We start from the raw sequence: 14779 nt of genomic DNA on the forward strand, positions 1-14779 counted from the left end.
GCTTGGCTGGCGCCGGACGCACGGCCGCGCCGAACCGCTCTCACGATTCCCCATTCCCCATTCCCGATTCCCGCCCTCAGAGCAACACGACATCGAACTGCTCCTGCGCATACTGATCGTCGGCCTGGAAGCGGATCGACTTGCCCAGGAATTCCTCCAGTTCGGCGACCGCGGCGGATTCTTCGTCGGTGATCCGCGCCACCACCTTGGGCGAGGCGATCACCAGCAGGCGCGCGGCGTCGAACTGGCGCACCTGGCGGACGATGTCGCGGAAGATTTCGTAGGTCACGGTTTCCGGGGTCTTCAACGTGCCGCGGCCGCCGCATTCGTGGCAGGCCTCGCTGAGCTGGCGCTCCAGGCTTTCGGTGGTGCGCTTGCGGGTCATCTCGACCAGGCCCAGCGGCGAGAACTCGTACACCGTGGTCTTGGCGTGGTCGCGGGTCAGCGCCTTCTCGAGCTGGCGCAGCACCTGGCGGCGATGCTCCAGGTCGGTCATGTCGATGAAGTCGATGATGATGATCCCGCCCAGGTTGCGCAGCCGCAGTTGCCGGGCGACCGATTGCGCCGCCTCCAGGTTGGTCCGGTAAACGGTCTCTTCCAGGTTGCGTTGACCGAGGAAGGAACCGGTGTTGACGTCGATGGTGGTCATCGCCTCGGTCTGGTCGATCACCAGGTAGCCGCCCGACTTCAGCGGCACCTCCTTGTCGAGCGCGCGCTGGATCTCGTCTTCGACCCCGTACAGGTCGAAGATCGGCCGCGCGCCGGTGTAGTGCTCGATCTTTTCGGCCAGGCCCGGCATGTACTGGGCGGCGAAGCTGCGCAGGCGTTCGCAGGTTTCGCGCGAGTCGACCTTGACCTTCTCCACGTCGCGCCGGATCAGGTCGCGCACCGCGCGCAGCGGCAGGCTGAGGTCTTCGTAGACGCGCTCGCCGACCTTGCAGCTGCGCGACTTCTCGGCGATCAGCGCCCAGGCCCGGCTCAGGTAGGCGATGTCCTCGGCCAGCGCCTCTTCCGGCTGGCCCTCGGCGTTGGTGCGGACGATGTAGCCGTGATGGTCGGCCGACGGCGCCAGCGCGGTCACCAGGCTCTTGAGCCGGGCGCGCTCGCCTTCGTCCTCGATCCGCGCCGAGACCCCGACCACCCGGGTGCGCGGCAGCAGCACCAGGTAGCGCGAGGGAATGCTGAGCTGGGTGGTCAGGCGCGCGCCCTTGCTGCCGATCGGGTCCTTGACCACCTGGACCACGATCTCCTGGCCCTCGCGCAGCAGCTCGGCGATCGGCCGGGTCGGGGTCGGCGGCAGCGGCGCCTCGTCGCCCTCGCTCTCGCCGCTCTGGCTCGGCTTGACGATGTCGGCGGCGTGCAGGAACGCGGCGCGCTCCAGGCCGATCTCGACGAACGCCGCCTGCATGCCGGGCATGACCCGCTGCACCTTGCCCTTGTAGATGTTGCCGACCACGCCGCGGCGCCAGCCGCGTTCGATGTGCAGCTCCTGCAGCATGCCGTTTTCGACCACGGCGACGCGGGTCTCGCGCGGGGTGACGTTGACCAGGATCTCTTCAGTCATGGGGGCGGCGCGGGGTCCAGGGCGGGCGGCGGAAAATCGGGGGACGAGCCAGAGAAGCGAGGTGCAGGCGGCCGGCGCCGCCGGCGCTAGCCGAGGCCGAACTGGCGCAGCAACTGCGCGGTTTCGTACAGCGGCAGCCCCATCACCCCGGAGTAGCTGCCGGACAACCGGGTCACGAAGGCCTCGGCCGCGCCCTGGATCGCGTAGGCGCCGGCCTTGCCTTCCGGCTCGCCGCCGGCCACGTAGCGGGCGATGGTCGCCTCGTCGAGCTCGGCGAAGCTGACCTCGGACACCGACACGGCCTGGGCTTCGCGCGCGGGCGAGACCAGCGACACCGCGCTGATCACCCGGTGGGTGCGGCCGGACAGCCGGCGCAGCATGGCCGCCGCGTCGGCCGCGTCGCGCGGCTTGCCGAACACCTCGTCGTCGAGCACGACCTCGGTGTCCGAGCCCAGCACCACCGCGGCCGGATTGCCGACCACCTTGAGCAGGCCGGCGCCGGCCTTCTCGCGCGCCACCCGGCGCACGTAGTCCTCGGCCGGCTCGCCGGGCTGGCGATGTTCGGGCACGTCGAGTTCGAGCAGGCCGAATTCGTGGCCCAGGCGGGCCAGCAATTCGCGTCGCCGCGGCGACTGGGAGGCTAGATAGAGCATGCGCGAAAGCATAACCCGCGCTGACTGAGCGCCAGCCGACATTCCCTCGCGCAAACCCCGTCACGAATCACGGTTCGTTAACCAGTTCAGCAAGACCCTTACCTCGTCACCCAAGGAGCTCCACATGATCCGGTCGCCGTTCCTGCGTTCCGCCCGCACGATGCACCCCGCCGTCCCCGCCCCCCGCCCCGCTTCCCGTTCGGCTTCGCTGCGCCCGCTGGCGCTGGCCGCCTTCCTCGCCTTCGGAGCCGTCACCGCCATGTCCGCGTCCGCCCAGACCACGCCCTACGTCGCCACCGACGGCACCTTGTTGTCGGTCTCGGCCGAGTCCCAGGCCAAGCGCACCCCCAACATCGCCACCGTCTCCACCGGCGTGGTCACCCAGGCTGCCGACGCCAATGCGGCGATGCGCGCCAACGCCGAGCAGATGGCCAAGGTGGTGGCCGCGATCAAGGCCGCCGACATCGCCGAGCGCGACATCCAGACCAGCGGCATCAACCTCAACCCGCAGTACCGCTACCAGGAAAACCAGCCGCCGCAGATCACCGGCTACCAGGCCAACAACAACGTCAACATCGTCATCCGCGACATCTCCAAGGTCGGCAAGATCCTCGACTCGCTGGTCGCCACCGGCGCCAACCAGATCAACGGCCCGAGCTTCGACCTGGACGACAAGGACAAGGAAGCCGCCTTCGACGAAGCCCGCCGTGGCGCGATCGAGAAGGCCCAGGCCCGCGCCGACATGTACGCCAAGACCCTGGGCATGAAGGTGCGCCGGATCGTCAGCGTCAGCGAAGGCGGCCGCTTCGCCCCGCCGATGCCGATGCCGATGATGGCCATGCGCATGGAGAAGGCCGGCGCCGCCGCCGATACCTCGGTCTCGCCGGGCGAAAACACCTTGTCGATGAACCTCGACGTGGTGTTCGAGCTGGGCAAGTGATCATGGCCGGCGCCGACAAGCAGCCCCCGCGCGGGCCCGACGGCAAGCCGGCGCGCGCGCCGGGCTATCCGGAGCCGCAGCCGCGCGACCGCGAGGACGCGCAGCGGCCCAAGCGCCCGCCGCCGTCGCCCGACGAGGGCGGCCTGAAGCGCAAGCCCGGGACCGGCCCGGACCCGGCCGAGGACTGAGCGGCGCCGCCCTCGCCGGCCGCCCGTGGCGGCCGCAACGATCGACCCGACGAGGCCCGCGCAAGCGGGCCTCGTTGTTTGTGCCCGCCTGGACCGCAAGTGGCCCACGGCCTAGGCCCAGGCGAGCCGTTGCCGTCCATTCAGCCAGATCCGGACCGCGCCCAGCTCGGCATCTGCGATCTCGCTGTCCTGATCGCACCTGCATCCTCGGCGATTCTGCTGCGATCTGCGTCCAGGACGCCGACACCGATGCGCCCCCTCGCACCGACCAAAGTCGCAAACGAGAACCGCTTGCGTTTGGCAAACGTACGGAGCAGTTTGTGATCGAAAGCCGGCTTCAGATTCGACCCCGTTCGCGGTAACCGCACGTTGATTGTCGTTGTGTCGATCATCCAAGGAGGAAGCCCATGGTTCGTGCGATCCCCTCTTCCCACCCCCGCCAGCCGCTGGACGGCGTGCGCATCGCCGGCAATACCGGCGCGATCGCGTTCAATACCGTGATGCTGTTGCTGCTGCTGGCGCCGCTGAGCGCGCCCAAGCTGATCCTGCCCAAGGCCGACGACGGTCCGATCATCCAGTTCATCCGCCCGCCGGTGCTGATCGAGCCGCCGCCGCCGAAGCCGGAAGAGCCGCTGACGATCCGCCGCGAGCCCGCGCCGCCGGTCAGCCAACCGATCCGCACCGAACCGACGCCCTCGATCGTGGTCGACAACCCCGAGCCGGGCCCGACCGACTTCGTCGGCATCGAACAGCCGCATATCCAGGTCGCCAAGGCCGACCCGCCGGCCGGCTCCAACCCGGGCATCCAGACCGGCGCCAGCCTGCAGGCCCTCAACAATCCGGCCCCGCCCTACCCGCCGCAGGCGGTGCGCGAGAACCTGACCGGCGTGGTCGAACTGGAAATCCTGGTCGGCATCGACGGCAAGCCGATCGAGGTCAGCGTGGTCCGCAGCAGCGGCCACCGCCTGCTCGACCAGGCCGCACGCCGGGCGGTGCTGAGCCGCTGGACCTTCCAGCCGGCGATGCGCGACGGCCAACCGGTCCAGGCCCGCGGCCGGGTGCCGATCGAGTTCAAGTTGGCGCAGTGAGCGCGCGTGCAACAGCGAAAACCCGGGCTTTGCCCGGGTTTTTGCTGTTGCTGCGGGAATGGGGAATCGGGAATCGGGAATCGTAAGAGCAGGTCGCTGTTGCTGTTGCTCTCCGATTCCCTATTCCCCATTCCCGATCACCGGGCTACGCCCGGTGATACGGATGATTCGCCAACAACGCCGCCGCCCGGTACAGCTGCTCGGCCGCGACCAGGCGCACCAGCATGTGCGGCAGGGTCAGCGGGCCCAGCGACCATTGTTCGTCGGCGCGGGCCAGCACGTCGGGGGCGTGGCCTTCCGGGCCGCCGATCAGGAAGGCCAGGTCGCGGCCCTGGCCGCGCCAATGCTCCAGGCGCTGCGCCAGTTGTTCCGAGGTCCATAGCCGGCCGCGTCCTTCCAGCGCGACCACGCAGGCGTTCTTCGGCAGCGCGGCGAGCACCCGCGCGCCTTCGTCCTGGGTCGCGCGCGCGGCGTCGCGGCCCTTGCCGCGCAGGCCGGGCTCGATCTCCACCAGCTCCAGCGGCAGCCAGTGCGAGAGGCGTTTCTGGTATTCGCCGAAGCCCTCGGCGACCCAGCGCGGCGCGCGTTCGCCGACCGCGATCAATCTGCTTTTCATCCGCGCATGGTAGCCAAGCGCGGCACCTCATCGCGCGCTTGTCATATCCCGGTTACCGCGCCGGCCTAGGGTGCAGGGTTCCCCCGCCCCCCAGCCCCGCAGGAGTATCCCGATGGATGCGTTCGCCCCCTCCCGCCGCCAGGTCCTCAAGAGCAGCGCCGCCGCCATGGCGGTCGGCGCGATCGGCAGTCTCGGCGCCTTGTATTCGCGCCAGGCCGAGGCCGCGACCGACCCCAGCCGCATCGCCCCGGTGCCGAGCCGCTACGGCCCGCTCGCGCCGGTCGCCGACCTCAGCACCGGCTTGCCGCTGCTGCAGTTGCCGCGCGGTTTCAGCTATCGCTCGTTCGCCTGGAGCGGCGACCGCATGGCCGACGGCCGCCCCTGTCCGGACCGCCACGACGGCATGGCCGTGGTCGCCGCGCGCCGCGTGCCGCATCGTCCGCACGGCCGCGGCCACGCCAGCCACGAGCTGGTGCTGATCCGCAATCACGAACGCGGCGCCGGCACCTCGCCGATCCAGGCGCCGGGCATGTACGACACCGGCACCTTCGCCGGCGGCCAGCCCGGCGGCGGCACCACCACCCTGCGCTACCGCTACGACGGCGGCCGCCACGGCGGCGGTTGGGACAGCGCCGAGTCCAGCCTCGGCGGCACCATGGTCAACTGCGCCGGCGGCCCGACCCCGTGGGGCACCTGGCTGAGCTGCGAAGAGATCAAGAGCAATGCGGTGTCCAGCACCGGCCGCAAGCACGGCTACGTGTTCGAAGTCGACCCGCGCAGCGAGCGCACCACCGGCCGGCCGCTGATCGGCCTGGGCCGCTTCAGCCACGAAGCGGTGGCGATCGATCCGCGCACCGGCATCGTCTATCTGACCGAGGACGACCGCAACAAATCCGGCCTGTACCGCTTCATCCCCAACGACCGCTTCGGCCGCCCGGGCTCGCTCGAACACGGCGGCCGGCTGCAGGCCGCGCGCGTGCGCGGCAAGCGCAACGCCGACCTGACCACCGCCTCGATCGGCAACGAGTTCCAGCTCGAGTGGGTCGACATTCCCGATCCGGACCTGGATTCGATCGTCGCCCCGAACGGCTTCCCCGACATCGGCGCCGGCGACACGCTCAGCGGCCCGTTCGCCCAGGCCTGGAGCGAAGGCGGCCTGCGCATGAGCCGCGGCGAAGGCATCTGGTACAGCTACGGCAAGATGTTCATCGTCGACACCAGCACCGGCGTCGACGCCCAGGGCCGCAAGGGCCGCGGCAACGGCACGGTGTGGGTGCTGGATCTGTTCACCCAGCGCCTGCGCGCGCTGTTCGTCAGCAATCACCAGCTCGCCGCGCACAACCCGGACAACATCACCGTCAACGTGCGCGGCGGCGTGGTGCTGTGCGAAGACCCGGACGCCGCGCCGGCCGGCAGCCCCGACGAGTACGGCCCGGGCACGCGCCTGCTCGGCCTGACCCGCGCCGGCGAATCGTTCTACCTGTGCAAGAACAACGCCGAGCTGACCTCCAGCCAGATCGCCGACGCCGGCAAGCAGGTCGCCGAAGGCGATTACCGCGACAGCGAGTTCTGCGGCGCCTGCTGGGATCCGGCCGGGCGCACCCTGTTCGTCAACATGCAGAGCCCGGGCATCACCTTCGCCATCACCGGTCCCTGGGAACGCGGCCCGCTGTAAAGCCGCCGGCCGCCGCCAACGTGCGGCGGCGGCCGGCCCGATCCGCGATCGATGCGGAACGACAAAGGCAAAGAAAAAGGCCCGGCGCGAGCCGGGCCTTTCTCGTGTCGCGGGCGCCGTCGCCGGCGCCCCGCGCGCGGATCAGCGCAGGTTGTCTTCGATCACCTGGATCTTGACCCGCTTGCGCAGCTCCGAGGTCAGCTCGCGGCCTTCCTCGTAACCGCCCAGCTGCGAGATCTGGGTGCGCATCATGTCCAGTTGCGCCGGCGGGATCTCGGTCTTGCTGCCCGGCACCACCTTGTCGACCGCGAACACCGCGACCCGGCCGTCCGGCAGCTTGGCCTTGCCCGCGCTGGCCTTGCCGGCGGCCGGCGCCTTCAGGGCGAAGATCGCTTCGCTCACTTCCGGGGTCGGCAGGGGCATGCCGCGGGCCACGTTCGGCACCGCTTCCGGCGCCGACAGCTGCTTGGACGCGGCCACCGCGGCCAGGGTCTCGCCGGCGTTGACGCGCGCGACCAGCGCCTGCGCTTCCTGCTCGGCCGCCTTGCCGGTACGGTCGGCGCGCACCGCGGCGATCACCTTGTCGCGGACCTGGGCCAGCGGCAACGCGCGCTCCGGGGTATGCGAGACGACCCGGATCAGCACGCTGTGCTCCTGGCCGATCTCGATCGGATCGCTGACCGTGTTGTCCTGCAGGCGCGCTTCGGAGAACGCAGCGCGGATCACCGCCGGGTTGGCGCCGATGCCGCCGTTGTTGAGCGCCGCATCGCGGGTGATCGGGCCGGTCTTCATCACCGCCAGGTTCATCGCCTTGGCCGGTTCGGCCAGCGAAGTCGGGTTCTTGTAGACCATGTCGACCAGCTTGGCCGAGAAGTCGTTGAACGCGCGCTCGCGGCCGGTCTCGCTCTCTTCGCGCAGCAGGGTCTCGCGCACCGCTTCGAACGGCTGCACCTGGCCGGCCTTGACCTCGCGCACCACGATCACGTGCCAGCCCGACTCGTCCTTCACCGGCGCGCTGACTTCGCCGACCTTGAGCTTGAACATCGCGTCTTCGAACGCGCCCGGGAAGGTGCCCTTGTTGATCCAGCCCAGGTCGCCGCCGACCGCCTTGGAGCCGAGGTCTTCGCTGTTGGCGCGCGCCAACGCGGCGAAATCGGCGCCGACGGCCTTGGCCTGGCCGGCGAGCTGCGCGGCCTTGGTTTCGGCGGCCTTCTGCGCCGCGGCGTCGGCGCCGGCGGCGACGTTGATCTGGATGTGCGAGACCAGGCGCTGTTCTTCGGCGACGAAGCGGCTCTTCTCGTCCTCGTAGCGCTTGCGCAGCGAGGCTTCGGTCGGCGCGCCCGGCGGCGGCAGGGTCGCGCCGGTCAGCTCGACGTACTCGAGGATCACGCTTTCCGGGGCGCGGAAATCCTTGCCGTGGCCGTCGTACCACTTCTGGATGTCGGCGGCGGCGACTTCGGCGGTGTCGGCGGCCGGCGGCGGCATCAGCAGCAGGCTGACGTCGCGGCGCTCGCCCATCAGCTTGATCAGGCGGTCCATCTCGGCCTGGGTCAGGAAGCTGCTCTGGCCGACGTTGCCGACGATGATGTTCTCCATCAGGCGGTCGCGCACGAACTGCTCGAACTCGGTCGGCGACTGCGGCGGCTGGCGCATCTGCAAGCCGTACAGGTAACGCTCCTGGCTGAACTTGCCGGTGCCGTCCTGGAATTCGGGCACGGCCTGGATGGTCTTGACCACCGCGCCGTCGGCGACCGCCAGGCCTTCGACCTCGGCGGCGAGCATGCGCACGCGCTCGTCGATCAGCTGGTCGAGCACCTTGCGCTTGCTTTCCGGCTTCTCGAACTCGCGCGCGTCGAAGGCCTCGCCTTCGGCCGCGCGGCGGCGGTCGCGCTCGCGCTGGAAGCGCTCGTCGAACTCGGAACGCTCGATCGCCGCCTTCTTCCACAGCATCGACGCCGGCCACCACGACGGCGCCGAACGCCACCACGACGGCGCGATCTCGATCCGCGCCACGGCGTTGTCGACCCGCTGCACCAGGTACTGCTCGATGCCGACGAAGGCGAAGGGAATGATCAGCAGGCCCAGGATCACCGTGGCGATCCAGCCCGAGGTCTTGTCGCGAAGTGTCTGCAGCATGTTCCGGGTCGCGTTCAGTCGTAAGCCGGACAGTTTAGCGCGGTTCCGGGCGGCGGGCGGAGGCCGGCGACGCCGGTCGCAATCCGCCCGGCCGGGCCCGGTCCGCCCCGCTGTCCGGGCCGCTCTCCGGCCCGGTCGCCCGGCCGCACAAGCCGGCCGGAGCAGGCGCCGAACCATGCTGCACAGCAAAACGAAAACGCGCCGCGACCGCGGTCCGCGCGGGCAAAAGAAAAGGCGCCGTTTCCGGCGCCTTCGGCAAAACTGGCGGAGTGGACGGGACTCGAACCCGCGACCTCCGGCGTGACAGGCCAGCATTCTAACCGACTGAACTACCACTCCGCGTTTTGAACTCGGTGCAACCGAACCCGACTCGTACCCGCTTGGATCCCGTCGTTGGACGGATCCGGCAGAAGACCAGGCCGAACCTGGTGGGTGCTGAGGGTTTCGAACCCCCGACCCTCTCCTTGTAAGGGAGACGCTCTACCGCTGAGCTAAGCACCCCGAGTCTAGGGTTCCGCTGGCGACTGCCCCTGGCAGCCCCGGCGAGTTGCTTAGTTTACAGCGTCCTTCAGAGCTTTGCCAGCCTTGAAGGAAGGATTCTGCGAAGCGGCGATCTTGATGGTCTCGCCGGTCTTCGGGTTGCGGCCCTGGCGAGCGGCGCGCTTGCGCACCTGGAAGGTGCCGAAGCCAACCAGCGTAACAGTGTCGCCCTTCTTGAGCGCCTTGGTAACGACATCGATCAGCGCGTCAACGGCAGCGGTAGCGTCGGTCTTCGACAGCTCTGCGGTTTCGGCGACTGCCGCTACGAGTTCGGCCTTGTTCATTATTTTCTTTACTCCTATGCGGATAGACCGCGTGTTCTGAGAATCGCCGCGACGTTGCGGCGTCGCTACGATCAAGCGAGCCGCGTCGCAGTTTTGTGATGAATGCCTGCGACGCGGTTGCGGTCGTTATACCAGCGGCATATTAGGGGCGCAAGCTGGAAAGCTAGCTGTGGCGCGGCTTTCAGCGGTTTTCGACGTTTCCGACAGGCGGCCCGAATCAGTGCTTGACGTCGGGCTGAGTCGCCGCCTTGCCGCTCTCGCGCACCGGGATTTCTTCCTCCCCGGAAGCGCTCGGCGGCGCGATCGGACGCTCCAGTGCGAGGTCGAGCACTTCGTCGATCCAACGCGCCGGCACGATCTTCAGCCCCTGGGTCACGCTCTTGGGCAGGTCGGCCAGATCCTTGCGGTTCTCGTCCGGGATGATCACCGTGCGGATGCCGCCGCGCAGCGCGGCGAGCAGCTTTTCCTTCAGTCCGCCGATCGGCAGCACGCGCCCGCGCAGGGTGATCTCGCCGGTCATCGCCACGTCGGCCTTGACCGGGTTCTTGGTCAGCATCGACACCAGCGCGGTGGCCATGCCGATGCCGGCGCTGGGGCCGTCCTTCGGCGTCGCGCCCTCCGGCACGTGCACGTGCACGTCGTGCTTCTGCAGGAACTCCACGTCGATGCCCAGCCGCTCGGCGCGCGCGCGCACCACCGACAGCGCCGCCGACGCCGATTCCTTCATCACGTCGCCGAGCTGGCCGGTCAGCAGCAGCTGGCCCTTGCCCGGCACCAGGGTCGCTTCGACCTGCAGCAGGTCGCCGCCGACTTCGGTCCAGGCCAAACCGGTGACCAGGCCGATCTCGTTGGCTTCCTCGGCGCGGCCGAAGTCGTAACGGCGCACGCCCAGGTACTTCTCCAGGTTCTTGGAGCCGACGCTGACCGCGCCTTCCTTGCTCTTCTTCTTCGGCCCGGCCAGGGCGATTTCCTTGACCACCTTGCGGCAGATCTTGGAGATCTCGCGCTCCAGGTTGCGCACGCCCGATTCGCGGGTGTAGTAGCGCACGATGTCGCGCACCGCCGATTCGGCGATCTTGATCTCCTCGACCTTCAGGCCGTTGGCCTTGATCTGCTTGGGCAGCAGGTAGCGCATGGCGATGTTGAGCTTCTCCTCCTCGGTGTAACCCGGGATCCGGATCACTTCCATGCGGTCCAGCAGCGGACCGGGGATGTTGAGCGAGTTGGAGGTGGCGACGAACATCACCTCGCTGAGGTCGAGGTCGACTTCCAGGTAGTGGTCGTTGAAGGCGTTGTTCTGCTCCGGGTCGAGCACTTCCAGCAGCGCCGAGGACGGATCGCCGCGGAAGTCCATCGACATCTTGTCGATCTCGTCGAGCACGAACAGCGGATTCTTGCTGCCGACCTTGTTGAGGTTCTGCACGATCCGGCCCGGCATCGAACCGACATAGGTGCGGCGGTGGCCGCGGATCTCGGCCTCGTCGCGCACGCCGCCCAGCGACATGCGCACGAACTTGCGGTTGGTGGCCTTGGCGATCGACTGGCCGAGCGAGGTCTTGCCCACGCCCGGCGGGCCGACCAGGCACAGGATCGCGCCCTTCATGTTCTTCACCCGGGTCTGCACCGCGAGGTACTCGAGGATGCGTTCCTTGACCTTCTCCAGGCCGAAGTGGTCGGCGTCGAGCACGTCCTGCGCGGCCTTGAGGTCCTTGCGGATCTTGCTGCGCTTCTTCCACGGCACGCCCAGCAGCCAGTCCAGGTAGTTGCGCACCACCGCGGCTTCGGCCGACATCGGCGACATCTGCTTGAGCTTGTTGAGCTCGTTCTTGGCCTTGGTCTCCACCGGCTTGGGCATGCCGGCTTCGGCGATCTTGCGCGCGAGCTCGTCGACGTCGTTGGGCGCGTCGTCGATCTCGCCGAGCTCCTTCTGGATCGCCTTCATCTGCTCGTTGAGGTAGTACTCGCGCTGGCTCTTCTCCATCTGCGACTTGACCCGGCCGCGGATGCGCTTCTCCAGCTGCTGCACGTCGATTTCGCCGTCGACCAGGCCGACCAACTGCTCCAGGCGCGCGCCGATCTCGTGCGTTTCCAGCAGCTTCTGCTTGTCGCCGATGCGCACGCCCAGGTGGGCGGCGACGGTGTCGGCCAGGCGGCCAGGCTCGTCGATGCCGGCCAGGGTCTGCATCAGCTCCGGCGGCAGCTTGCGGTTGGTCTTGACGTACTGCTCGAACAGGCCCATCAGCGAGCGGGCGATGGCCTCGATCTCGCGCTCTTCGCGATCGATCACCGGCTCGACCGACGCAGCCTGGCCGGACAGCGCGCCGTCGGCCTCGACCACTTCGGTGACGCGCACGCGCGACACGCCCTCGACCAGCACCTTGATGGTGCCGTCGGGCAGCTTGAGCAGTTGCAGCACCTGGGCCAGGGTGCCGATCTCGTACAGATCGGCGGCGCCCGGGTCGTCGGTCTCGGCGGACTTCTGCGCGACCAGGAGGATGCGCTTGTCCGCTTCCATCGCCAGGTCGAGGGCGCGAATCGACTTGTCGCGGCCCACGAACAGCGGGATCACCATGTGCGGGAACACGACCACATCGCGCAGCGGCAGCACCGGCAGGGTCATGAATTCGGCGGAAGACTGAGTCATCGGGGGTCTCGACAAGCGTGGGGTGAGGATGCCGGGGCATCCAGGCTCCCGTTATGGGGGTGCCGGCCCGAGAGCGCAAGCAATGCCTGCCGGGCGGCCCGCAAAATCGACAAAAACCGCTTGAAAATCATCGCCTTGTGATACAAAGCCGAGCCCGGGACAGAGCATTCCAGCCGCCCGCCCCATCGCCAGGACGCCACCGATGCAACGATTGCAGGACGCCATCGATCAATACAACGCAAGCCGGGCCCGCTACTGGGACGACGACTACAACACCTTGCTCGCCGCCGGCCCGGCCGAGCCGGCGCAGCTCGAGCGGCTGCAGGCGCTGGAACCGGCACCGCTGCCGGCCGAACTGGTGGCGTTCTATCGCCGCTACGGCGGCCTGCACAACCGGGACAACACCGAATCCCATTGCATGGAACTGCCGGCGCCGGAGCAATTGGCCGATGGTCTGGAGCAGGCCGACGGCTACGCCCGGATCCGCTCGCTGGGCCTGGCCGACATGATCGTCTACAGCTGGGGCAACGACCGGCCGGAGTTCGCCCCCGGCCGTGCTTTCTCGCAAGCCGACCTGGACGAGCTGAACGGGCGCTACCGCTGCTACGGCTGGTACCGCACCTACACCGTGCTGGAAAGCGCCTGGTACCTGTACGCCGACCCGGACGGCCGCTTCGGCGCCCTGTTCTACGACCAGGACCGGTTCGACGCGGCCGCGCGCGAGCTGCGCGCCCTGCTCGCCGCCAGCCCGGCCCGGCAGAGCCTGGAGCAGGCGCTGTGCGAGGGCGTGGAGCGGATGCGCGCGGCGATGATCGAGTGGTGCGACGAGGACGCCTGAACGGGCGACCCTGTTCTGCGGCGACCGCCCCGCCCGCGATCGGGCGCCAGTCGCCGGCGGAGCCGGAGCGGGCCGCCCCGGCTGCGCGGACTTGACCCCGCGTCGAGCCAGAAACGAAGCGCCCCGCCGGAGCGGGGCTACAAACGAACAGCCCCCGCCGGAGCGGGGGCCATAAACCGATCGCCCCCGCCGGAGCGGGGGCCAAACCAATCGCCCCCGCCAAGGCGGGGGCGAGGTGCTCACTCGGCCGAAGCCACCTTGGGCTGGGCCGGCGCGCTCTGGTAGATCAGGTAGGGCTCGGACTTGTGCTCGATCACCGACTCGTCGACCACCACCTTGCTGACGTTCTCCAGCGAGGGCAGTTCGTACATCGTGTCCAGCAACACCGACTCGACGATGGTGCGCAGGCCGCGCGCGCCGGTCTTGCGCTTGAGCGCCTTGCGCGCGATCGCCGCCAGCGCGTCCGGACGGAACTCGAGCTCGACGCTCTCCATCTCGAACAGCTTGCGGAACTGCTTGGTGATCGCGTTCTTGGGCTCGGTCAGGATCGAGATCAGCGCGGCTTCGTCCAGCTCCTCCAGGGTCGCGACCACCGGCAGGCGGCCGACGAACTCGGGGATCAGGCCGAACTTGATCAGGTCTTCCGGCTCGACCTCGGCCAGCACCTTGCCGATGTCGGCCTTGCGCTCGCTGCTCTTGACCTTGGCGCCGAAGCCGATGCCGCCGGCCTCGGTGCTGCGCTGCTGGATGATCTTGTCCAGGCCGGCGAACGCGCCGCCGACCACGAACAGGATGTTGCGCGTGTCGACCTGCAGGAATTCCTGCTGCGGGTGCTTGCGGCCGCCCTGCGGCGGCACGCTGGCGATGGTGCCTTCGATCAGCTTCAGCAGCGCCTGCTGCACGCCTTCGCCGGACACGTCGCGGGTGATCGAGGGGTTATCGCTCTTGCGCGAAATCTTGTCGATTTCGTCGATGTAGACGATGCCCTGCTGCGCCTTCTCGACGTCGTAGTCGCACTTCTGCAGCAGCTTCTGGATGATGTTCTCGACGTCCTCGCCCACGTAGCCGGCTTCGGTCAGCGTGGTCGCGTCGGCGATCGTGAACGGCACGTTGAGCAGGCGCGCCAGGGTCTCGGCGAGCAGGGTCTTGCCCGAACCGGTCGGACCGACCAGCAGGATGTTCGACTTCGACAGTTCGACGTCGTCGTTCTTCTGCCGGCTCTCGATGCGCTTGTAGTGGTTGTACACGGCGACCGCGAGCGTGCGCTTGGCGCGCTGCTGGCCGATCACGTACTGGTCGAGCACCTCGAGGATCTCGCGCGGCTTGGGCAGGTGGCTGCGTGCCGACTGCGCCTTTTCCTCGAGCTCCTCGCGGATGATGTCGTTGCACAGCTCGACGCACTCATCGCAGATGAACACGCTCGGGCCCGCGATCAGCTTGCGGACCTCGTGCTGGCTTTTACCGCAGAACGAGCAATACAGGATCTTGTTGCTGTCGCCCGTGCTGCGTCCTTGTCGATCGTCGGTCATGCGTTGGCCCGTTGGTGCTCTAAATCGTACTCGTGTTCCGGAGCGGGTCCGGCGGCCCGGGCCGCCGCAGCTCGTTCAGCTGTC

At 68.6% G+C, this 14779-nt stretch carries 12 protein-coding genes and 2 tRNA genes; 5 read left to right on the forward strand and 9 right to left on the reverse strand.

Annotation, left to right across the window (positions count from 1 at the left end):
* Positions 1-76 precede the first annotated feature (76 nt).
* Positions 77-1564 carry a ribonuclease G gene (gene rng, locus K4L06_RS21255; protein WP_221673272.1) on the reverse strand — a complete coding sequence of 496 codons (1488 nt, stop codon included), beginning with the start codon at positions 1562-1564 and terminating at the stop codon, positions 77-79.
* An 86-nt stretch (positions 1565-1650) separates the two neighbouring features.
* Entirely contained in the window at positions 1651-2217 is a 567-nt protein-coding gene (locus K4L06_RS21260; protein ID WP_221673273.1) for a Maf family protein, read from the reverse strand.
* A gap of 160 nt (positions 2218-2377) precedes the next feature.
* Between K4L06_RS21260 and K4L06_RS21265 the strand changes: the two genes are divergently transcribed.
* The 3 genes from K4L06_RS21265 (at position 2378) to K4L06_RS21275 (ending at position 4433) form a co-directional block, all read left to right on the forward strand.
* A complete protein-coding gene (locus tag K4L06_RS21265) occupies positions 2378-3157 on the forward strand; it encodes an SIMPL domain-containing protein (RefSeq protein ID WP_221673726.1) in 780 nt (259 codons plus the stop codon).
* A gap of 2 nt (positions 3158-3159) precedes the next feature.
* Positions 3160-3345 carry a hypothetical protein gene (locus K4L06_RS21270; RefSeq protein WP_221673274.1) on the forward strand — a complete coding sequence of 62 codons (186 nt, stop codon included), beginning with the start codon at positions 3160-3162 and terminating at the stop codon, positions 3343-3345.
* A gap of 407 nt (positions 3346-3752) precedes the next feature.
* Positions 3753-4433, forward strand: a complete 681-nt coding sequence (locus K4L06_RS21275) for an energy transducer TonB (protein ID WP_221673275.1) — start codon at positions 3753-3755, stop codon at positions 4431-4433.
* Positions 4434-4578: 145 nt separating this feature from the next.
* On the opposite strand, the gene rlmH is transcribed toward K4L06_RS21275, so the two are convergent.
* Complete coding sequence (gene rlmH / locus K4L06_RS21280; protein WP_064748763.1) at positions 4579-5049, reverse strand: 23S rRNA (pseudouridine(1915)-N(3))-methyltransferase RlmH; 471 nt, start codon at positions 5047-5049, stop codon at positions 4579-4581.
* Positions 5050-5161: 112 nt separating this feature from the next.
* On the opposite strand from rlmH, the gene K4L06_RS21285 reads away from it, so the two are divergent.
* A complete protein-coding gene (locus tag K4L06_RS21285; protein ID WP_221673276.1) occupies positions 5162-6724 on the forward strand; it encodes an alkaline phosphatase PhoX in 1563 nt (520 codons plus the stop codon).
* 141 nt (positions 6725-6865) lie between these two features.
* On the opposite strand, the gene K4L06_RS21290 is transcribed toward K4L06_RS21285, so the two are convergent.
* The 5 genes from K4L06_RS21290 to lon form a co-directional block, all read right to left on the reverse strand.
* Positions 6866-8860, reverse strand: coding sequence for a peptidyl-prolyl cis-trans isomerase (locus K4L06_RS21290; RefSeq protein ID WP_221673277.1), 1995 nt, complete (start codon positions 8858-8860; stop codon positions 6866-6868).
* Positions 8861-9122: 262 nt separating this feature from the next.
* Positions 9123-9199, reverse strand: a tRNA-Asp gene (locus K4L06_RS21295).
* Between the two features lie 87 nt (positions 9200-9286).
* Positions 9287-9361: transfer RNA gene (locus K4L06_RS21300), tRNA-Val, on the reverse strand.
* A 50-nt stretch (positions 9362-9411) separates the two neighbouring features.
* Positions 9412-9759, reverse strand: coding sequence for an HU family DNA-binding protein (locus K4L06_RS21305; RefSeq protein WP_255595399.1), 348 nt, complete (start codon positions 9757-9759; stop codon positions 9412-9414).
* Between the two features lie 142 nt (positions 9760-9901).
* Positions 9902-12328 carry an endopeptidase La gene (gene lon / locus K4L06_RS21310; protein ID WP_221673278.1) on the reverse strand — a complete coding sequence of 809 codons (2427 nt, stop codon included), beginning with the start codon at positions 12326-12328 and terminating at the stop codon, positions 9902-9904.
* 202 nt (positions 12329-12530) lie between these two features.
* Between lon and K4L06_RS21315 the strand changes: the two genes are divergently transcribed.
* Complete coding sequence (locus K4L06_RS21315; RefSeq protein ID WP_221673279.1) at positions 12531-13166, forward strand: hypothetical protein; 636 nt, start codon at positions 12531-12533, stop codon at positions 13164-13166.
* A gap of 239 nt (positions 13167-13405) precedes the next feature.
* Here K4L06_RS21315 and clpX read toward each other — a convergent pair whose 3' ends face one another.
* Complete coding sequence (gene clpX, locus K4L06_RS21320) at positions 13406-14695, reverse strand: ATP-dependent Clp protease ATP-binding subunit ClpX (RefSeq protein ID WP_221673280.1); 1290 nt, start codon at positions 14693-14695, stop codon at positions 13406-13408.
* Positions 14696-14779: the final 84 nt, after the last annotated feature.

This window comes from Lysobacter sp. BMK333-48F3, assembly GCF_019733395.1.
In the GTDB taxonomy this organism is placed as follows: Bacteria; Pseudomonadota; Gammaproteobacteria; order Xanthomonadales; family Xanthomonadaceae; genus Lysobacter.